This window comes from Streptomyces sp. NPDC002958, assembly GCF_055563255.1.
The window spans coordinates 104,872-124,887 of record NZ_JBVHDS010000015.1; the positions used below are offsets into that span (position 1 = coordinate 104,872).

Here is a 20,016-nt window from a genome sequence, read left to right on the forward strand (position 1 = left end):
CGCCGCACACGGGCGACGCGACCGCGAGACTCCTGGAGGGGCCGTGCACCTCGAATACACGCCTGAACAGCAGCAGTTGCGCGCCGAGCTGCGTACATACTTCGCCGGACTGGTCCCGGACAACGCCTACGCGCGCTATGCCGACCCCGCGGCCCAGAAGAACTTCTACCGTGAGACGATCCGACGCCTGGGCACCGACAGCTGGCTCGGCGTCGGCTGGCCGACGAAGTACGGCGGACGCGGCCTGTCCCCGATGGAACAGTTCATCTTCTTCGACGAGGCTGCCCAGGCAGGCGTACCGCTGCCGCTGATGGCCCTCAACACGGTCGGCCCGACGATCATGCAGTTCGGCACCGAGGAACAGAAGGCCTACTTCCTGCCGAAGATCCTCGCCGGTGAGATCGACTTCGCGATCGGATACAGCGAACCCGATGCGGGCACCGATCTCGCCGCGCTCAAGACCCGCGCCGTGCGCGACGGCGACGACTACATCGTGAACGGGCAGAAGATCTGGACCACCAACGGCGACACCGCCGACTGGGTCTGGCTCGCCGCCCGCACCGACCCGGACGCCCCACCCCACAAGGGCATCACCATGCTCCTCGTCCCGACGAGCGACCCCGGGTACTCCTGCACCGTCATCAACACCCTCGCCTCGCACGACACCACCGCCAGCTACTACGAGAACATCCGCGTCCCCGCCTCCCGCCGCGTCGGTGACGAGAACAAGGGCTGGCGGCTGATCACCAACCAGCTCAATCATGAACGCGTCACCCTCGCCGCCCACGGCACCATGGCCATCCGCGCCCTCCACAACGTCCAGCGCTGGGCGGCGGACACCAGGCTCACCGACGGCCGCCGCGTCATCGACCTCGGCTGGGTCCGCGCACTCCTCGCCCGCACCCACACCAGGCTCGACGCGATGAAGCTCCTCAACTGGCAGATGGTGTCCGCCGTCCAGAACGCAACCCTCACCCCGCAGGACGCCTCCGCGGTCAAGGTCTACGGCTCCGAGGCGCGCCGCGACGCCTACGCCTGGCTGATGGAGGCCGTCGGCTCGGCGGGACCGCTCAAGGAAGGGTCGGCGGGTGCGATACTGCACGGCGAACTCGAACGCGGATACCGGTCCGCCGTCATCTTCACCTTCGGCGGCGGCAACAATGAGATCCAGCGGGAAATCATCTCGTGGATCGGGCTGGGGATGCCGCGCGTACGGCGGTGAACCGGCCTGATTCCAGCCAGTCATCGGTCGTCGTGCAGACAGCGGGAGGTACGAGCGACATGGTGGACGCCGACCCGGGGCTCTTCGGGCCCGAATCCGTCACCTGGCAGATGCATGGCGATCCGATGATGTGGGTCGCCGGAGTGCGTGCGCTCTACCTCCAGGCGCTGCACCCGCGCGCCGTACGCGGCGTCATGCAGAATTCCGACTTCCGCAAGGACGCCTGGGGGCGGCTGATGCGTACGGCCGGCTTCGTCGGAACGATCACCTACGGCACCACCGAAGCGGCCGAGAAGGCGGGCGCCCGGGTCCGTAGGATTCACCGGCTGCTCAAGGTCACAGACCCGGCGACCGGGGAGACGTACGGTGTCGACGAACCCGAGCTGCTGCTGTGGGTGCACTGCGCCGAGGTCGACTCCTACCTCCAGGTCGAACGCCGCTCAGGCTTCCCGCTCACCGACGCCCAGGCCGACCGCTACATCGACGAACACCGCCACAGCGCCCGTCTCGTCGGCCTCGACCCCGCCGATGTACCGGCCACCACGGCCCAGCTCGCCTCCTACTTCGAACGGGTGCGGCCGCAACTCGAAGCCTCCCCGGAGGCGTTGGACGTCTACGACTTCCTGCGCCGTCCCCCCGTGCATCCGCTGCTCGTACCGGCGCGCGCACTGCTGTGGCGGCGCGTTGCGGCACTCGCCTACCAGTCATTGCCCCCGTTCGCCCATGAGCTCTACGACAGACCTGTGCGGCCCGTGCGCACCGTCGACCGCCGCCTGCGCACCGCCGGAGCCGCACTGCGCTGCATTCCCTCCCGGCTCCGCTGGCAACTCCCGCCCGGTCACATTCTGAAAGCGATGGCCCGACTCGGTCCCGGCAGCCGCCCCACCCCGTACAAACTCCGCAGCCAGGCCGCCATACTGGACGGGCCGGGGAGGGCACAGAAGTAGGCGAGCCGACGGGGGCGACAGCAGGCGATGGCGGACACCAGGCTGATTCAGAGCCGGTACCGACTGCTCGATCTGATCGGGCGCGGAGGCATGGGCGAGGTGTGGCGAGCCCGCGACGAGTCGCTCGGCCGCCACGTGGCCGTCAAATGCCTCAAGCCGATGGGGTCCCAGCACGACCAGTCCTTCACCCGCATCCTGCGCGAACGGTTCCGCCGCGAGGCCCGCGTCGCCGCCGCGCTCCAGCACCGAGGCGTCACCGTCGTCCATGACTTCGGCGAGCACGAGGGCGTGCTCTATCTGGTGATGGAGCTCCTCGACGGCCGAAACCTCAGCCAGCTCCTGGAGGACAACAAACAGCATCCGCTGCCGGTGCCCGAGATCGTCGACATCGCCGAACAGGTTGCCGACGCCCTCGGCTACACCCACCAGCAGGGCATTGTGCACCGAGACCTCAAGCCCGCCAACATCATGCGGCTGGCCGACGGAACGGTGAAGATCTGCGATTTCGGCATCGCCCGGCTCGGCCACGACATCGGCTTCACCTCTCGCCTCACCGGTACGGGCATCGCCATGGGCACCCCGCACTACATGTCGCCCGAGCAGATCAGCGGCGGCCATGTCGACCACCGGAGCGACCTCTACTCACTGGGCTGCGTCCTGTACGAGATCGCCACCGGAGCACCGCCGTTCGACCTCGACGACGCCTGGGCCGTCCTCGTCGGACACCGCGACACCCAGCCCGAGCCCTTGCGTACCCACCGGGCCGAACTCCCCGGATTCTTCGACCGCGTCGTTCTGGAACTGCTGGCCAAGACCCCGGAGGAGCGGCCCGTCGATGCAGGCGACCTGCGGCAGCGGATCGCCGTCGGCCGGACCGGTGAGCAGCCGCAGCTCGCCCCGCCCGTACCCGTCGTGCGCCCCGGACAGCAGCTGCCGGCCTGGACGCGCGGCATGACCACCGGACACAAGGCGTCCGGCGCCCACCTCGGGCTCGCCCCGCCCGACTACTCCGCGGGCCTCACCGGCGAGTGGACCACCGGAACCGACATGCGTGGCCTCACCGGAGAGCTGCCACCGCCCAGGGCCGAGCGGCCGACCCCGTCGCCGGAACTGCTGTCCATCCTCGCCAACCGGCACAGCGCAGGACTCAACCTGGGCAGGCTCGGCCACTGGGAGGAGGCCGGCGAAGTACACCGCGCGGTCGCCGCCGAACGCGAGCACGCTCTCGGCCCCGACCACCCGGACACCCTCTCCAGCCGGTACGAGGTGGGCTTCACCCTCAGCCGCACCGGGCGCGCGTCCGACGCCCTGCGGGAGTTCGGCCGCGTCGCCCAAGGCCGTGAGCGCACGCTGGGCCCCGACCATCCGGAGACCCTCGCGGCCCGCCAGGAGATGGCGTACGTCCTGGACGGGCTCGGCCGGCACTTCGAGGCCCATCAGGTGTACGCGGCGGTCCTCGCCTCCCGGGAGCGGGCCATGGGCCCCGACCACCCCGACACCCTGCGCTGCCGCCACAACCTCGCCTTCAACCTCAGCAGGCTCGGCCGCCTGGAGGACTCCTGCCGGATGGCCAGGGAGGTGGCGTCGGCCCGCACCCGCCTGCTCGGCGCCGACCACCCCGACACCCTGGTCACGCTCTACGAAGTGGCGTACACACTCGGCCGACTGGGGCGCTGGACGGAGGCCCTGCAGACCTACCGGGAAGTCGCCCAGGCCCGGTCGAGGTCGCTCGGCGCCGACCACCCCGACACGCTCTCCGCCCGCTACGAGGTCGGTATCAGCCTCGGCCGCCTGGGCCGCAGCGCCGAGGCCCTGGAGCTGTACCGTGCCCTCGTCGACGACCGGACCAGGACAAGCGGCCCCGCCGACCCCGAGACACTCCGCGCCCGCCACGGCCTCGGCGTCAACCTGGGGCGCCTCGCCCGCTGGGAGGAGGCACTCACCGAAGCACGCGACGTGAGCGCGGCCCGCGAACGCGTTCTGGGCCCCGACCACCCCGACACCCTCGTCAGCCACCGTGAGTTCGCCGTCGGCCTCGGCTGGCTCGGCCGCTGGGCCGAGGCCCTCACCGTCTACCGTCACGTCGCCGGGGCCCGCGAGCGCGTACTCGGCGCCGACCACCCCGACACCCTCGCCGCCCGCAACGACGAGGCGCACTGCCTGGAGCAGCTCGGCCGGGGGCAGGAGGCCGTCGAACTGTACCGCAGGGTCGCGGCACTGCGCCGCGAGCGGGACGTGCCACCGTACCGACCGGGCACCACCCCCTCTGGTCAGGGGTGATCGTCGAGCAATTGTCAAAACCTGTGGGTCGAGTCGTTGGCGTTGTGGCTGAGCGTGGTGGTGATGGCGAGGGCCATCGGGCTTGGAAACCAGTTGCGCTGTTACAAGTGACCGGTTGAAGATGGCGGCATGGGTGCGCAGCAGGTGACCTTTCGGAAGATGACGCCGGCGGAGTATCGCGCGGCGACTGAGCATCGTGAAGCCGAGTCGGCTCGTGTGCTCAGCAAGTTCATGTCGGAAGAGCTGGCGCGAGAACGGGTCAGGCACGGCACGGCCAAGTTCCTCCCTGACGGCCCCGACACAGCCGGTCATCAGCTCGTGATGGCGGAGAACGGATCAGGCGAGGTGGTGGGGAACGCGTGGATCGGTCCGGATCCGGGCCAGGCGTCGGGCACCGCTAGCTCCGCGTGGCTGTACGACATCAACGTCTTCGAGCCGTTCCGACGCCGTGGATACGGATCCGCCATCCTCGCGGCCGCCGAGGAGCTCGTCGCTCGCGAGGGCAAGACAGCGCTTGCCTTGAATGTCGTCGGAGGCAACGAGGCGGCCATCGCAATGTATCGCCACAGCGGCTACGAAGTGTCGTCGATGTCCATGCGTAAGAACCTGTAAGGGCAAGAACGGGTGGGCGGCATCCATCAGGCGACCAATCATCTTGCTGATTAGCGGTAGGCCCAGGTGCCGGGACAGGGTGCGGGCCCAGGGTTGTCTTCCGCACGTCGGGCAGCCCGTTAGCCAGAACAGCGAGGGCTCCGGCTATTGCTCGGCCGGGTAGTCGAAGAACTCCAGCAGGACGTCCTGATCGTCGGTGATCTTCTTGACGGCCTTGGGAAACTTCGCGCCGTAGAGCTTGGCGAAGGTCTGAATGGCCCGCTCGGCGTGCTCGCGGTCCTCGGCTAGGACGCCGTGTCGACGGCGTGGCGCGTGTGGTTCTCCTACGCAGGGCCGCAGGACGAGGACCCGTTGGAGGTGCTGGAGCGGAAATGGGATCTGAAATGACCACCAGCACTGAATAGCTGCCCGTGATCGGCGTGGTGGCCCTGCCCAGCTGCGGCAGGTGCCGAAGCCATCTTCGATCAGCGATTGAAGGCCATGGCAGCCCGGGACCTGACCGACTGATCGACCGCGCGCGCGACGGCGCCCGCCCCCAGCTCGGAGGCGGGCGCCGTCGCATGCGGTCAGCGGATTCCGGGGCCTCAATCGAATGCGGCGGCGGTGACCGCTCTCACCTCCGCCGGCTGATCCAAGCGGCGCCTGGCACGCGACGAGAACGGCGAGTCGTGCATCGAGGCGAAGACACCGCTCGACCTCGAACAGGATCTGCGGCTGCCCGGCGGCCGCATCTTCCACCGGGACCTCGCCTTCCCCTACGCCACCGAATCCACCGGCCGGTGGGGTGTGGAGACGGCACGCCAATGTGCTGCTGTGCGGTGCGGGCGCCGTACGCGGCGGTGGGGTCAGCGGGGGCCCGGCCACAACGCCGCGATGGCGGCGCTGGGCCGGTGACCCTCGTGCACTAGCGTCCGAACACGCCGCGCAGCGCGTTGTGTTTGCGCGGCAGGTCGTACTCCGCGCCGCCCTCGTGCCCGTTGTACGTGAACACCTCGATCTCGGCCGGACCCGCATAGCGGTGGTACGCGGCGAACACCGTGGACGACGGGCAGATCTTGTCCATCAGACCGACCGAGAACCACGCCGGGGCGGTCGCCCGCGCCGCGAAGTTGACTCCGTCGAAGTAGGACAGGGTCTCCATCGCCTCGTCGATCCGGAAGCGGTGCCCGGACAGCCAGCGGGCGATCTCCGCGTACGGTCCGGCGTCCGTGATCTGCGAGGCACGGCGGTAGTGGCAGAGGAACGGCACATCGGCGACGGCCGCCGCGATGTCGTCCCGCAGCCCGGCGACGGCCACGGCGAGCCCGCCGCCCTGGCTGCCCCCGAGCACCGCCACCCGCGCAGCGTCCACCGCCGCATGGGCCTTCGCCGCGTCCACCGCCCGCACCGCGTCCGTGATCAGCCGCCGGTAGTAGTGGCGGTACGGGTCCTCGATGCCGCGGGTCAGGAACCCCGGGGAGGACGAGCCGTGTCCGTCCGGGCCGATGTCCGGGGTGTCCGCGGTGTTCTTGCCGCCGCCGCCCTGGCCCCGGTTGTCCATGATCAGATGCGCGTACCCGAGTGCGCTCCAGGTCAGCCAGGAGTACGGAATGCCCCGGCCGCCGTTGTAGCCGATGTACTGCACCACGGCGGGCAACGGGCCCGAGCGCACCTTCGGCAGCAGCAGCCACGCCTTGACCGGCTGCCCGCCCCAGCCCCGGAACGTCACGTCGAACACATCGACCGTCGCGAAACCGGCGTCGTACGGGACGAAGTCGGCGTCCAGGGGGTGGCGGGCCGTCTCGGAGAGCGTCTTCTCCCAGAAGGCGTCGAAGTCGGCCGGCTCCTCCGGCTCCGGCCGGTAGTCGCGCAGCCGGTCCAGGGACATGTCGAACAGCAAGGGTCTAGCTCCTCTTCAGGGTGAGGTTGAGGGTTGCACCGTGGCGTCCAGTGGTGTCGGCGGTGATCCGGATGCCCTTGCCAGTGGGTGCGGCGCCGACACCCGGATCGGCGGAGACGACGCGCAGACCGCGCTGCGCCAGGTCAAGGACGACCGAGGTCCGCAGCTGTGTCGGGTCGGAAAGCGACACCTTCACTGTCCTTCCCTCCGGTCGTACGAGCACCGAGGCGGGACCGTCCGAGGTCAGGTCCTGTGCGGTGCCCGCGGTCCAGAAGTTCGCGGCGACCAGACCATCTGCGCAGCGGCGTACCGCATGCACAGCGCTGGAGCGGGCGATCGGCTTCACCGGAGGCGCGGCCGACCAGCGCTTCGTACGCTCGGCGGAGGCGGCCGGGGCCTGCAGCCAGAAGTAGCCGGCCCCGCTCGGCGCCGTGCCATGGTCCTGCCACAGCGTCAGATACGGGCGGGTGACCGGGGTGTCCGTGCCGTATTTGAGGTTGATCTCGCGCCAGGTCGCAGTGCGGTCCTCGCGCAGACCGTGGAGCGTGGCGGGCTCGGGGAAGATGTAGCCGCCGGTACCGGCGATATGCAGCCACCGCACCCGGTCGAGCTGTGCCGACCAGCCTGCGTCCGTGGGCGCGGCCATGCCGTTGACGAGCAGGGCCGCCTTCGGGTCGCGGAGCTTCCGGTTCTCCACGACCGTCTCCGCCGTGCCCGCCTCGGAGGTGATGCCCGAGCCGACGCAGGCGATCACATCGTCCAGGCAGAACCAGCTCTTCAGCCCGTGCAGCGAACTTCCGTACGCGCGCAACTCCATGCCGTACGCCCCGAGCGTCGTCCCCGGCAGTGCGGTGCCGCCCGCCCAGTCGGCCGTGCTGGTGGTGCGCTGCCCCGCCGCGTTCGCCTGGCGGCCGGCGATGACGGTCGTGCCCGGAAGGCGGGTCGGGTCGACGGTCGGCCAGTAATCCTCGCTGTAGTGCCCGAGGTCGTCGGTGTAGAGCAGGACCATGCCGTCGGAGAGGTGCCAGGCGTGCAGGTTCTCGTTCTGGATCGACTCGTAGTTGTAGATCCGGGACGAGTACGCGGAGATGCCGAGCGCGAAGGACGGCCGGTGGTGGGCCGCCTTGTCCATCCGGGGGTGCTGCTTGTGTGCGACCAGCGGGCCGCGCGCGGGCACCGGGGATGCGATGACCTGCCGGGCGGCGACGAGCGACGCCAGGTCGGTCACGGCCAGGAAGTCCCGGTAGGTGTCCTCGGCGATCCACTGCTTGACCAGGGCGGTGAACCGGTCGGCAGTCTCACCTGGGAAGCTCGGGATCAGCCGCACCACCGCCTCGATGACCGTCTGCGCCGAGACATGTCCCTGCTTGCTGGGGCGGGCGATCTCACGCCCGCACACCGACGCCATCACATCGCCGCGGGCCAGCAGCGGGTCGAAGCCGTCGTCGATCCAGGTGCGGACATTGTCGAGATCGGGGTCGGTGACCGTCCACGCCGTACCGGCGAGCAGGTTCAGCAGCCGGGAGAGGTTGTTGAGCAGCTCCTTGCCGTATCCGCCGTTGTACGGGTGCTTGTAGTGCTGGAGGAACGAGCCGTCGGAGTAGAAGCCCTCGCCCGTACCCTCCGCCGCCGCATCGGCGTCGTTGAAGGCGAGGACACTGTTGGCACCCGAACCCTCGATGTCCGAAAGAGCGTCACGGACCCGGGCCAGATCGTCGCCGTTGTCGCGGAGCACGGCGTTGACGGCGACGACGGTGGAGATCCACACCCGGTTGGCGCCGGTCGCGATCTGCCGGTCGGCCCGCCAGAGGTTCGGGTCGGGCGTGTAGTGCCGTACGGCGGTGGTGATCCGGGTCAGCCGCTCCGTCCCGAGCGCGTCGTACAGCAGCACGGCCGCGTCGTTGAAGGCGAGCGCGGAGCCGATCTCCCAGTCCCAGTCATTGTCGAACCGGGTGTGGTCGGGGCCGTATCGGTTCGTCAGCATCCAGTCGATGCCCGCCAGCAGCAGATCGCGCAGCGCGGTGTCACCGTACTGAGGAGTGCCGGGCACGGCCCACGCGGTCGCGACCGTGGCAAGTCGCTTGAACGATGTCGTGACGTGGTTGGAGAGCGTGGTGCTGGTCAGATCGGGGAACAGCCCATCGGTACGGGTCGGGTCGAGGCCCTTCGCCGAGGTGGTCGCGGCCTTGCCGATCCTGGCCACGGCCGCGGCGATCTGCGGGTCCGTCAGGTCGAGACCAGGGCCGCCGGTGAGGAGGGTGTGCCAGCGGGTGCGCAGGGAGGCGGCGTCATCGACGACGGTGTCCCCGGCCGCCGAGCCCCCGGTCGCCGCGTGTGCAGTGCCCGGGGCGAGCGTGAGCGGCAGGGCTGCGGCCGCGCCGAGCGCCGCCGCCCCGGCGAGAACGGTGCGCCGGGTGGTGACCGGAGCGGTTCCCCGGATGGTGCCTCGGGCGGTGTCTGGGTTCATGTTGTGGCCCTCACAGAAGGTGTCGGCGGTCGACGGCCGCGGCCAGCGCGGCATGACCGGCGGGATTGGGGTGCAGTCCGTCGCCGCTGTCGCAGGCGGACAGCATCCGCGACGGGCGTTCCGGGTCGCGCAGTGCCGCGTCGAAGTCGGCCACGGCGTTGAAGACCCGGCCGGTCCGGATCTCCGCATTGACCTGCTGACGTACCTTTTCCAGCTCCGGCGTCCAGCGGATCCACCCCTCGAACGGGGTGATGGTCGCGCCGACCACCCGCAGCCCGGCATTACGGGCGCGCAGCACCAGCTGCCGGTACCCGGCCAGGACGCGCGCCGGATCGGTCTGGCTCGGCGGCTGCTGGAGGTCGTTGACGCCGAGATGCACGAGTACGGTCCGCAGTCCCGGAAGGGACAGCACGTCGCGGTCGAAGCGTGCTTGTCCGCTCGGCCCGAACCGGGCGTCGTCCAGCAGCACCCGGTTGCCGCTGATGCCGAGATTGGCGACGGCCGAACCGGGAAGGCGCCTGGCCAGCTGGTCGGGCCAGCGAAGATCGGCGTCGTCGGGTGTGCCGACGCCCTCCGTTATCGAGTCGCCGAGCACCGCGACGACCGGCCCGTGCGCGCCCGTCACTTCGACACCCGTCAGCAGAAACACCGATGTGGTGCGCGCGCCGTCGACGGTGTGCGAGGCGTGGGTGTTGCGGTGGAAGGAGAGCGGTCCGGTGGGGCCCGGCAACCGTGTCTCGACGGTCAGCCGGGCCGCTTCGGTGGCACGCAGACCCTCGACCGGGTCACTGGTCAGCGAGGCACCCGCGGCGATCCACGCCTGCCGCTGCCCGCCGAACGTCACCGGTCGGCCGCCCGCCGTCACCGGGCCGATCAGGACCGGAACCGTGCCGAAGGCGTGCCCGTAGCGCAGCCGGACCGTTCCGCCCGCCGACAGCCGTACGTGGGCGGTGAACGTACCGTCGGTCAGCCCGGCGCTCGCCACCGCGTCGGCGGCGGTCGGCGCGGTCTGCGCGGTCGCCCAGGACGTCGTCCAGCGCGACCGGCCCACGCCACTGTTCGAAGCGTCGGCGGCCTGCGCCCCCGGCGCCGTCGCGGCGACCGCCGCCAGACCGGCCGCCGCCGTCAGTACCCCGCGTCTCGCGGGTCCCCGGCCGCTCACTGGGGGCACGCACCGGTCGGCGCGTACTCGCTGCCGTAGGTGCCGACCGCGTCGCCACCGGTGTTGTTGCTCATCGTGTTGGTGCACACCGGACCCTGCGGGGTGCGCATGAACTTGATGCCGCCGCCCGCGTTACCGGTGATGGTGTTGCCGTAGATACTGGTGTTGATGCCGTCGGTCGCGGTGTCGCCGCCGAGCCGGATGCCTGCGCCGACGTTGTCGTGAACGGTGTTGTAGCGGAAGATGTTGCCGCTGCCGCGCGCGTCCAGCCCACCGGAGCTGGAGTCCTTCTGGCCACTGCAGTCGTTGTACTCGACGTAGTTGTTGGTCGAGTTCTCCTTCACATCGACGCACTCATTGCCCTGGGTGGCGATGGTGTTGTGGTGGATGCGGTTGTTCTTGCTGATGTCGGGGGCCGCGTCCGGGGCGCCGTTGGCTCCCTGCTGTTCGGGGGCCGTACCGAGGTAGATGCCCTCGCCGTTCTTCCCGCCGCCGCCGAACTTGAAGTCGGCGACCCCGCAGTTGGTGATCGTGTTGTCAAAGATGTCGGCGCCGGTCACCAGATAGCGCACCCGTAGGCATTCGTCGGCGGCGTTCTTCAGCGTCATCCCGGTGATACGCAGACCGCCCACACCGTTGCCGGCAGTTGTGCTCATGACATAGATGAGCTTGAGGCGGTAGCCCGACACAGCGGTGGACGATCCGTGCAGCCCGTCCACGGTGAAACCGCTGAGCGTCGTCGAGTCGTGCTGGACCTGGATGATCCGGGCGTCGCCCGCTCCCTTCACGACGGCGTTCGAGCGGCCGGTGATGGTGACTCCGGCGCGCTTGGTCACGACGTCCTGCTTGTACGTACCGGCGGCGAGGTTCACCACCGAGCCCGTCGGTGCCAGGTCGACCGCCTTCTGGATCGTGGCGAGCGGGGCGTCGGCCGATGTACCGGCGTTGGAGTCGCTGCCGGCCGGCGACACGTAGTACGCGGTGGCGGCTTCGGCGGCCACGGAGGCCGGCGGGAGGACGAGCGGGGCGCCGACGGCCAGAGCGGCGACGAGAGTGGTGCGTAGTACACGGCTCATGAGGTGTGCCTCCTGGGGTCTGCGAAGGACAGAGCGAGTAGTACGGGGATGCTGGGGCCGAGGAGCAGGGGGCCCAGCGGTATGACGAGGGAGAGCAGCGCGGCGGAGATCACCGCGCCGAGCAGTGCGGTGCCACGGGCCGCGGACCCGAAGCCGAGCACCAGCGCACCGCGCGACCAGCTGCGGACCGTCCCTTGCGGTGACCGGCCCGCCTCGGCCGCGAGGGCCACATGATGGATGACCAGCGCGGCCGCGATACCCACCTGGGCGGCGAGCAGCACGAACGTCCATGGCTCCGAACGGCCCAGCAGATAGACGATGTTGGCGGTCAGGACAATCCCCGCCGCCGTGGACGCGAGCGAGTGGCGCCACAGGGCCCGCCAGTACTGCGGGAAGGCGGTGAACGTGTTCGTGAAGCAGCGGCTGTCGCCCTCCGCCCGCCACCGCTGCAGGGCGTGCCCCATCGCGGCGACCGCGGGCAGCCAGGTCACGACACCGAGCGACAGCACGGCGAACGCGGCCCCTGCGGCGGCTGGGTAGGCCACGAACTCCAGCCGCCGCAGCAACGTCGGCCAGCCGGACGAGAGGGTTGCCTGCATGATCAGCCGACCTTTCCTGTGTACGGCTCCGGGACATCGAGCAGCACGCGGCCGTCCAGCTCAAGCCGGGTGGCCGCCACCACATACGGGACGCAGCCGTCACCACCGAGCAACACCGCCGCCGCGTCCGCCGAGACGGCGGCGGCACGGATGCGACGGGAGACGGGGGAGAGGAGCACGGTCTCCTCGCCGAAGGTGACGCCCTCACCCTCCGCGCACACGACCCGCTCGGCGGCGACCGGTGCCGGGCCCGGGGTGATCGCGGTGAGGAAGAGACCGTTCGACGACCGTGCGGCGGTCGAGCGCAGCGTGTGCAGCGTGCGAGTGAGGCGCAGCTCCGGTGTGCTGGACGTCGGATTGGCCTCGACCTCGGTGGTTTCGGAGACGACCGGACCGTCGAGCGGCGCGAACTGCCGCACCAGCGCCGAGGCCGCCTCGGACCGGATCAGCCGGCTGCCGTCCGGCTGCGGCTCGGTCGGCCGGTCGGTCTGGAGCAGGAACGTCCACTCCCGTTCCGTGTCCGCCTCGGCGAGGTCCAGCAGCACGAGCCGCCCCGACGGGGTGAACACCAGCGTCCGGTCCAGCCGCCGCACACCGAGCCCGGGGTCGTACATCGCGGCGATCTCCGCCGTGGCATGCGCCCAGTCGCAGTCGGGGTCGACGAGCACATCACGCTGCCGGGCCTGCCGCTCGTACGGAATGTCCTTGTAGACGTGGTAGCGGTCCTCGTCCGCGTACCCCTGCCCGTCCACCAGCAACAGGTTGTGGTGCGCGGCGCGCTTGCGGTTGCTGTAGCCCTCGTCGACCGCGAGGAACGCGCCCTGCGAGACCAGTACGAACGAGCCCGAATCGGGGTGGTGGTGCCCCTGGTTGAGGGTTTCCCAGCCCTGCTCGGCCCGGTGCTTCGCCGATGTCTCCCACGCCTTGTGACCACCGCCGGGGCTGGCCTTGAACGAGACGAGCGTGGCGTCGTCGTCCCATCCGGTCCGGGCCGCGAGCAGACCGAGATCCGGGAAGAACGCCCTGGTCTCGGTGGGGCGGGCGCCGGCCACGGACGGGTCGTACCAGAGGTATTCGAGGTAGGCCTCCGGAAGGATCCCGGGTCGCACCCCGCTCTCCGCGGCTTCCTGCCACAGCAGTTCACCCGAGGCTAGATCGCCCATCCACTGTGCTTCCGGAATGCCGTACTGAGCCGCGAGACGGTAGTACAGACCGGCACTGTGCCCGCTGCGCCGGTCGTGGCAGTCGCCGTGGTCGACGTTGAAAGCGAAACCGGGGGCGGTCTGGTGCAGCCGGTAGCGGAAGGTGCGGGAGAGGAAACCGCCCCGCCCCCACCAGTCGATGCCCTCCGCCTCCTGGAGGAGATCCAGATGGATGGCGAGGAAGGGCACGCCGTAGCGCCAGTAGACGACGCCCTCGGCGTGCGAACCGTCCTCCGGCATCAGATCGAGGACCGTACCGAGGTTGTCCTTGGCGCGCTCGGTCCACTCCTCCTTGCCCAGCACATAACCGGCCGTCGCCAGACCCGCGTAACAGATCCAGTTGTGGTTCTGCCAGTACGACGACGACCACCAGGCGCCCTCGCTCGCCACCGCGAACTCGTACATCCGCCGCCCCTGGAGCAGCAGCTTGTACCGCAGCAGCGCCCGCACCCCGTCCGGCAGATCGTCGCCGATCCACCGGTACGCGAGCGACAGATGGTGCAGCAGCCAGCCGGCGTCCAGATCGTGGTCCGGCATGTGGGCCTTGCCCCAGTGCGGCAACCGCACCGCGGCCTCGATCCAGCGGCGGCTCTCCGCCAGATGGGCCGGGTCGCCGCCGACCCGGTAAGCCAGCGCCGGGTTGGAGGCGGCCGGTCCCAGCCAGGTGATGCTGGCCAGAGGGTGCGTACGGGGCGGGGTCAGCCCGCGGTGGCGGGCGGCCTCCTCGTGCAACCGCACCTCCTGCGCGAGGCGCGGACCGGGCGGCGGGGTCGCCGAGAGCAACAAGGGTCAGTCCTCCGTCCGGAACTGGGCGGTGCTGCCGTCGGCCAGTGCGACCGTCAGCAGTCCGTCACCGTCCAGCTGTACGCCGGTGACGGCAGGGCCCGCTGACGCCGCCTGATACACCGAGGCGAAGGTGATCCGGTCCGACTTCGCGGTGAAGTCGACCCGGGTACGCATGCGCTGCGGATCGTCGGCCGGACCGGGGCCCGGCCGGGTGACCGGACGCACGGCCGCGCCGGGGGTGTGGGTGTGCCAGCCGTGCAGCGTCTCGTCGCCGTACCAGGTGGTGCGCACCGGACCCGCGTCCTGGAGCTGGATGTCCAGCGCGACACCGGGACGCAGCTGCGCGGTGAGCTGCCGCTCGTCCTCGGCTGTCACGGTCAGCAGGTCGACCAGGTAGCTGTCGCCGAGCGCGACCTGCCGCACCGCACGCACAGCTTCGTACGCCGTGGTCACCTCGGCTGTGACGCAGGAGCCGTCCGAGCCGAGCAACTTCCCGGTGCACTCGGCCTGTTCCGCGCTGTCCACCCGGAAGGCGGGGTGCGCCTCGGTCGATGCGTACAGATCGCGGAACTCGGCATGGGCGTAGGGCACTTGACCAGGGTCGGGTTGCCACGGGGTGGTGTCCCCGTACAGATACAACGACAGTTTGTCGCGGTGCCCGTGCGAGCCGCCGTGCGGACCGAAGTCCAGTAGTGCGTGAATGCCCGCGTGGTGCAGCATCGCGTAGCCGGCCGTCGGGAACACCGTGAGCGGACCGGGCGCGGGACGCTCCGGCAGCGGTGGCCCGGCGAACCAGCCGCCCAGCTCGCGGTCGAGCCCGTCGTCGTGTGCCCCGAGCTCGTCGCGGGCCCGCCCGGCCACCGCGTCGAGGGCGGGGGAAGGAAACAACTGCTGGGCGAGTGCCGCCAGTTCGAGCCATTCCAGAGCGAGCGGACGGCGCAGATACGGGCCGTCGTGCAGTGCCGGAAGGATGCCGCCCGGTGTGGCGATCGTCGTCAGTACGTCCGTCATCCCGGCCAGTACGTCCACCACATCGGACGGAACGGCCGCGGGGTCGGTGGAGCGCAGCGCCAACAGCGCGGCCCGCAGCACGAATCCGTGGTAGTAGGTGCTGCCCTCCCACTCCCAGCCGTCTTCGGCGACCGCGACCCGCAGGTGCGCGTACAGCCCGTGCTCGCCCTCCAGCCACTGCTTGGCGCCGTCCCACTCCTGGCCGCGGGCCGCGGCGGCGCCCCGGCTCGCCGCCACACCCGCGGCGTTGAGCCACGCGGTGTAGTTGGAGGCGAGATGGCCCTGGCCGGTCAGCACGTCCCGGGCGTCCAGCGCGGCCCGCTCCAGGTCGTCGAGGAGCGGCAGCAACGCCGCCAGATGCTCCGTGGACTCCTCGGCCAGTGTGATCACGGTGTGCCCGACATTGACTGCCCAGATTGCGTCGGTCAGCGCCTGGTGGAAGAGCCGGCCTCGCAGCATCCAGGTCTGTGCCTCGCCGTGCTGCTCGGTGGCGAGTTCCGCGTACAGCTCCGCGTACTCGACGAGCCGTGCCACCGCCTGAGCACGCTCGCCCCGGTGGGCGAGCACCCGAAGGTGCCGCGCCCACGCCTGGTGCGACAGCACCAGCCAGGCACCGCGCACCGCCTCGTCATCCACCCGGCAGCCGTACGCGCAGCGCGCACCGCCCGCCGGGAAGACCCCGGCGAGCAGATCACCGTGGTCGAGCTCCACACCGTGCGCCGGGCAGACGTACGCGTGCCACCAGCCGCCCCGCTCCCGGGCGATCTGCCTCAACGCGGCCACACGCCACCGTCGATGTCCACGGTGGTGGCGGTGAGGAAGCCGGACGAAGGCGACGCCAGATGCACGACCGCGGCGGCGACGTCCTCCGGGGTACCGGCCCGGCCGACCGGGATGCCCGCCTCCATCGCCTGCTGCGCCTCGGGTGCGGTGAACGTGTCGTGGAAGGCGGTGCCCTTGATGAAGCCGGGCGCCACGGTGTTGACCGTGATGCCGGTGCCGCCGAGCTCCTTGGCCAGGCCCTTGGTGAAGCCGCGGACTCCGGCCTTGGCTGCCGCGTAGGCGACCGAGCCGGGGCCGCCGCCGTTGTGCGCGGCCAGCGAGGACATGGTGATGACGCGCCCGGCCGCCGACTGCGTCAGATGCGGCAGTGCGGCCCGCACGGTGCGGAACGTCGACGTCAGATTCGTGGAGATGACCTGCTCGAAGTGGTCGTCGGACATCTCGGCGATCGTGGCCCGGCCGACCAGATGGCCCGCGTTGCAGACCAGCACGTCCAGGCCGCCGAGGAAGCCGGTCGCTTCCTCGACGAGCCGATCCACATCGCCCGTCACGGTGACATCGGCCTTGAACGCCTTCGCCCTGCGGCCCAGTGCCTCGATCGCCAAGACCGTCTTCGCGGCCTCGTCGGCGGAGGAGTGGTAGTGGACGGCGACATCGGCGCCGGCCTCGGCAAGAGCGACGGCGATGGCGCGGCCGATTCCGTGGCCCGCCCCTGTCACCAGTGCGCGGGAGCCGTTGAGATCAGCAGACATGAAGTGAAAACCTTTCGATATCCGGCCACCTGGGACCGGAACCGGTCACTTGAGACCGGCAGTTGCGAAGCCCTGCACGAAATAGCGCTGGCCGATGAGGAAGAGAACGACCATGGGAAGGGTGGCCAGCGTGGTGCCGGCCATCAGGAAGTGCCACTGGGGGCCGTTCTCCGTCTTGAAGACGGAGAGCCCGACCTGGATCACCCGCAGGCTGTCCGTACGGGTCACCAGCAGTGGCCACAGGAAGTTGTTCCACGACGATTCGAAGGTCAGCAGCGCCACGGTGGTGAGTGCGGGCTTGACCTGCGGCGTCATGATCCGGGCGTAGATCCGGAACTCGCCGAGACCGTCGAGCCTGGCCGCCTCCTCCAGTTCCACCGGAAGGTCCAGATAGAACTGGCGGAAGAGAAAGACCGCGAACGGAGTGACGGCGCCGGGAATGATGAGCGCCCACCAGGAGTCCAGCCAGCCGCTGCCGCCCTGACCGAAGATGTCGTTGCCGCCGGCCAGCGGCATGAAGCGGACGATCAGGAACTCGGGCAGCACCTTGGTGTAGGTAGGGATCATCAGCGCGGCGATGAAGGCGTAGAAGATGACCTCGCTGCCCCGGAACCTGATCCGCGCCAGCGCGTATCCGGCCATCGACGCCACCAGCACATTGATGACGGTGTGACTGAACGCGATGATGAAGCTGTTGCGTGCGTACGTCGCGAACGGCGCCGCCTTCAGCGCGTCGACATAGTTGCTGAACTCCCAGTGTTCCGGGAGCAGTCCGGCGTCCTGCGAGGCGATCTCGACCGGCGTCTTGAGCGATGTGAGCACCATCCACACGAACGGTGCCACCATCAGCAGTGAGACGACGGTGAGCGTCAGATAGAGCGCGATCCGGCCGACGGAGAGCGGCTTTCCCTTCGTCCGGGGCCGGTCCTTCCCCACAACCCCGCCCCTGTGCAGCTCAGTTGTGGCCACGGGTGCCTCCCATGATCCGTCGGTTGACCAGGGTGAAGCCCATCAGCAGTACGAACAGCACCAGTGACTGCGCGGAGGCGTAGCCGACGCGGAACTCCCGGAAGGCGGACTTGTAGATCTCGAACGTCATCATCGTGGTGCTGTTGGCCGGGCCGCCGTCGGTCAGGATGTAGATCTGGTCGAACGACTGGAACGCGCTGATCATCGACGTGATGAGCACGAAGAACGTCGCGGGCTTCAGCAGCGGCAGAGTGATCGAGAAGAACTGCCGCACCTTGGACGCGCCGTCCACCGAGGCCGCCTCGTACAGCTCCTTCGGCAGGGACTGCAGCGCGGCCAAGTAGATGAGCATCTTCATGCCGATGCCCTGCCAGATGCCGACCAGGATCACCGACGGCATCGCCCACGACGTCGAGGCCAGCCAGGCCGGGCCGTTGATCCCGAGGAACGAAAGTAGTGTGTTCAGCAGCCCGTTGCCCGGGTTGTAGATCCACAGCCAGACCAGGGCGATCGCGACGGTCGCCGTCACCTGGGGAATGAAGACCGCGGTACGGAAGATGCCCCGAGCCTTCAGCCCGGTGTGCAGCGCCAGAGCCACGAGCAGCCCCAGCATCATGCCGAACGGCACGGTGAAGAAGGTGTAGACGACGGTGTTGACGATGGACTTGCGGAACACCGCGTCGCCCAGCATGTCCCGGAAGTTGTCCAGGCCCACGAACTGCGGCGCCGTCAGCACGTCGTACTTCGTGAAGGCCAGAACCACCGACGCGACGACCGGCAGGCCGATCCAGAGGGAGGCGTGCAGCAGCGCGGGCGCCACCATCAGCATGCCGGCGCGTTGCCTGCGGCGCCCCGGGCCGGTGGGTGCCCGGCCGGTGCGTTTCTTCGCGACCGTGTGCTCGGTCGGGGAAGGCGGCCGCGCGGGCCTCGCCTTCACTACGGATGTCGCTGCCACAGTGACGGGTCCTTACATCCGGCCGATGGCGGCCTCGGCGAGCCGGCCGAGTTCCGCGATGGCGTCCTTCGCTGACTGGCCGCCCACGATGGCGGGCTCCAGCGTGGGCTTGATCTTTTCGCGGATCTCCATCCAGGCAGCGGTGCCACCCTCCGAGTACGCGTGGCCCATGCTCTGCAGGGAGAGATCGACGAACTTGTTCTCCTTCACATAGCTGGAGTCGCTGAGATCCTTCAGCCCGGGCACCGAACCTCGCTGCTTGGCCGCACCGAGGATCGACTCGGGCGTCGCGAGGTACTCGACGAGGGCACGGGCCGCCGCCGGGTGCTTGGAACTGGCGGACTGGGTGACAAGGGTGCCGCCCTGGAGCATCGCGGGCTTGCGGTTGGCGAGGACGAACGCGCCGAGCTTGTCTTCCTTGAGGAGTTCCGGATTCTGTTCCTCGACCTGATCCCACAGGGCACTGGTCGTCATCATCATCGACGCCTTGCCTGTCTGTACGTTGGTCGGGGCACCGGCGTCCGTCTTCTTGGCGTAGACAGCGGAGCCGTCCTTGATCAGGTCCTTGAAGAACTGCAGCGCCTCGACCCCGCGGGCGTCGGTGAACAGCACCTTCTTGCCGTCCTCGCTGAACAGCTGGCCACCGTTGGCGAAGAGGAAGGTCTCCCAGCACTGGCGCAGATGGATGGAGAACGGGTCGAACCCGATCCGGCCGTCCTTCGTGAGCTGCTTGGCCACGGCGCGCAGTTCGGCCCAGTTCGCCGGGGTCTTCTTGATGCCTGCCTCGGCGAAGTGGTCTTTGCGGTAGACGACGATGCGGGTGTCGAGGACGACGGGCAGTGCGTACAACTTGCCGTCGTACCGGGACGGTTCGAGGACCCGCTTCTCGTAGTCGTGCGCGGCGGCGAACTTCTCGGGCAGCTCCGCGATCGCCTTCTTCGCGGCGAACGGCGGGATCCAGCCCACGCCCATCATCAGCACGTCGGGCAGCAGTCCGCCCGCGAGCCCCGTGGTGATTTTCTCGTTGAGCAGGTCGTACGTGGTGTAGTCCACGTTCACCTTGACGTCCGGGTACTTCTTCCGGAACCCGCCGAGTATCTCCTTCTCCAACAGCGTCTTGCCGTCGGCGTCTTCGTAGATCGGGGTGAGCAGCGTGATCTCGCCTTCGACGGGGCCGTCGGCGGAGCCGGCCGTCGAAGTGCCGGTGCCGCAAGCGCTGAGGGCGGCGGCAGCGGTGCCGGCGCCGATGGCAGCAAGCAGCGACCGTCTTTTGAGTTCCATGGGACACCCCTTTTGAGGCGGAGACTGTGGATC

Annotated in this window: 15 protein-coding genes and 2 pseudogenes; 5 read left to right on the forward strand and 12 right to left on the reverse strand. The window is 69.5% G+C overall.

Annotation, left to right across the window (positions count from 1 at the left end):
• The first annotated feature begins 43 nt into the window (after nucleotides 1-43).
• The 4 genes from ACZ3IC_RS23900 (at nucleotide 44) to ACZ3IC_RS23915 (ending at nucleotide 5,061) form a co-directional block, all read left to right on the forward strand.
• Nucleotides 44-1,222 carry an acyl-CoA dehydrogenase family protein gene (locus ACZ3IC_RS23900; RefSeq protein WP_467418967.1) on the forward strand — a complete coding sequence of 393 codons (1,179 nt, stop codon included), beginning with the start codon at nucleotides 44-46 and terminating at the stop codon, nucleotides 1,220-1,222.
• Nucleotides 1,223-1,281: 59 nt separating this feature from the next.
• Nucleotides 1,282-2,169: an oxygenase MpaB family protein gene (locus ACZ3IC_RS23905; RefSeq protein ID WP_467418970.1), complete on the forward strand. Its 888-nt coding sequence runs from the start codon at nucleotides 1,282-1,284 to the stop codon at nucleotides 2,167-2,169.
• A 27-nt stretch (nucleotides 2,170-2,196) separates the two neighbouring features.
• Nucleotides 2,197-4,449, forward strand: a complete 2,253-nt coding sequence (locus ACZ3IC_RS23910; protein WP_467418972.1) for a serine/threonine-protein kinase — start codon at nucleotides 2,197-2,199, stop codon at nucleotides 4,447-4,449.
• A gap of 129 nt (nucleotides 4,450-4,578) precedes the next feature.
• The gene (locus ACZ3IC_RS23915) at nucleotides 4,579-5,061 is read left to right on the forward strand and encodes a GNAT family N-acetyltransferase (RefSeq protein ID WP_467418974.1); all 483 of its coding nucleotides are present in this window, start codon (nucleotides 4,579-4,581) and stop codon (nucleotides 5,059-5,061) included.
• 150 nt (nucleotides 5,062-5,211) lie between these two features.
• Here the strand turns inward: ACZ3IC_RS23915 and ACZ3IC_RS23920 are convergent.
• Nucleotides 5,212-5,346 (reverse strand): annotated as a pseudogene (locus ACZ3IC_RS23920) (IS256 family transposase); the annotation flags it as partial.
• A gap of 357 nt (nucleotides 5,347-5,703) precedes the next feature.
• On the opposite strand from ACZ3IC_RS23920, the pseudogene ACZ3IC_RS23925 reads away from it, so the two are divergent.
• Nucleotides 5,704-5,955: pseudogene (locus ACZ3IC_RS23925) on the forward strand (FAD-dependent oxidoreductase); the annotation flags it as partial.
• A 10-nt stretch (nucleotides 5,956-5,965) separates the two neighbouring features.
• Here the strand turns inward: ACZ3IC_RS23925 and ACZ3IC_RS23930 are convergent.
• The 11 genes from ACZ3IC_RS23930 to ACZ3IC_RS23980 are packed head-to-tail and all read right to left on the reverse strand — an operon-like array spanning nucleotide 5,966 to nucleotide 19,983.
• Entirely contained in the window at nucleotides 5,966-6,940 is a 975-nt protein-coding gene (locus ACZ3IC_RS23930; protein ID WP_467418976.1) for an acetylxylan esterase, read from the reverse strand.
• A 4-nt stretch (nucleotides 6,941-6,944) separates the two neighbouring features.
• On the reverse strand, nucleotides 6,945-9,407 hold the full coding sequence (locus tag ACZ3IC_RS23935) for a polysaccharide lyase 8 family protein (protein WP_467418978.1): 2,463 nt from the start codon (nucleotides 9,405-9,407) through the stop codon (nucleotides 6,945-6,947).
• Between the two features lie 10 nt (nucleotides 9,408-9,417).
• Entirely contained in the window at nucleotides 9,418-10,569 is a 1,152-nt protein-coding gene (locus ACZ3IC_RS23940) for an SGNH/GDSL hydrolase family protein (RefSeq protein ID WP_467418981.1), read from the reverse strand.
• Entirely contained in the window at nucleotides 10,566-11,645 is a 1,080-nt protein-coding gene (locus ACZ3IC_RS23945; protein WP_467418983.1) for a DUF1565 domain-containing protein, read from the reverse strand. Before ACZ3IC_RS23945 ends, ACZ3IC_RS23940 begins: the two co-directional genes overlap by 4 nt.
• Nucleotides 11,642-12,244 carry a hypothetical protein gene (locus tag ACZ3IC_RS23950; RefSeq protein ID WP_467418985.1) on the reverse strand — a complete coding sequence of 201 codons (603 nt, stop codon included), beginning with the start codon at nucleotides 12,242-12,244 and terminating at the stop codon, nucleotides 11,642-11,644. The genes ACZ3IC_RS23945 and ACZ3IC_RS23950 overlap by 4 nt, the downstream gene beginning before the upstream one ends.
• A gap of 2 nt (nucleotides 12,245-12,246) precedes the next feature.
• Nucleotides 12,247-14,232 (reverse strand): hypothetical protein, encoded by a 1,986-nt coding sequence (locus ACZ3IC_RS23955; protein ID WP_467418988.1) that lies wholly within the window; start codon nucleotides 14,230-14,232, stop codon nucleotides 12,247-12,249.
• 3 nt (nucleotides 14,233-14,235) lie between these two features.
• Nucleotides 14,236-16,026, reverse strand: a complete 1,791-nt coding sequence (locus tag ACZ3IC_RS23960) for a heparinase II/III domain-containing protein (RefSeq protein ID WP_467418990.1) — start codon at nucleotides 16,024-16,026, stop codon at nucleotides 14,236-14,238.
• The gene (locus tag ACZ3IC_RS23965) at nucleotides 16,014-16,778 is read right to left on the reverse strand and encodes an SDR family NAD(P)-dependent oxidoreductase (RefSeq protein ID WP_467418992.1); all 765 of its coding nucleotides are present in this window, start codon (nucleotides 16,776-16,778) and stop codon (nucleotides 16,014-16,016) included. Before ACZ3IC_RS23965 ends, ACZ3IC_RS23960 begins: the two co-directional genes overlap by 13 nt.
• Before the next feature lie 45 nt (nucleotides 16,779-16,823).
• Nucleotides 16,824-17,747, reverse strand: coding sequence for a carbohydrate ABC transporter permease (locus ACZ3IC_RS23970; RefSeq protein ID WP_467418994.1), 924 nt, complete (start codon nucleotides 17,745-17,747; stop codon nucleotides 16,824-16,826).
• Complete coding sequence (locus tag ACZ3IC_RS23975; RefSeq protein ID WP_467418996.1) at nucleotides 17,734-18,702, reverse strand: carbohydrate ABC transporter permease; 969 nt, start codon at nucleotides 18,700-18,702, stop codon at nucleotides 17,734-17,736. Before ACZ3IC_RS23975 ends, ACZ3IC_RS23970 begins: the two co-directional genes overlap by 14 nt.
• Before the next feature lie 12 nt (nucleotides 18,703-18,714).
• Nucleotides 18,715-19,983 (reverse strand): ABC transporter substrate-binding protein, encoded by a 1,269-nt coding sequence (locus ACZ3IC_RS23980; protein ID WP_467418998.1) that lies wholly within the window; start codon nucleotides 19,981-19,983, stop codon nucleotides 18,715-18,717.
• Between the last annotated feature and the right edge of the window lie 33 nt (nucleotides 19,984-20,016).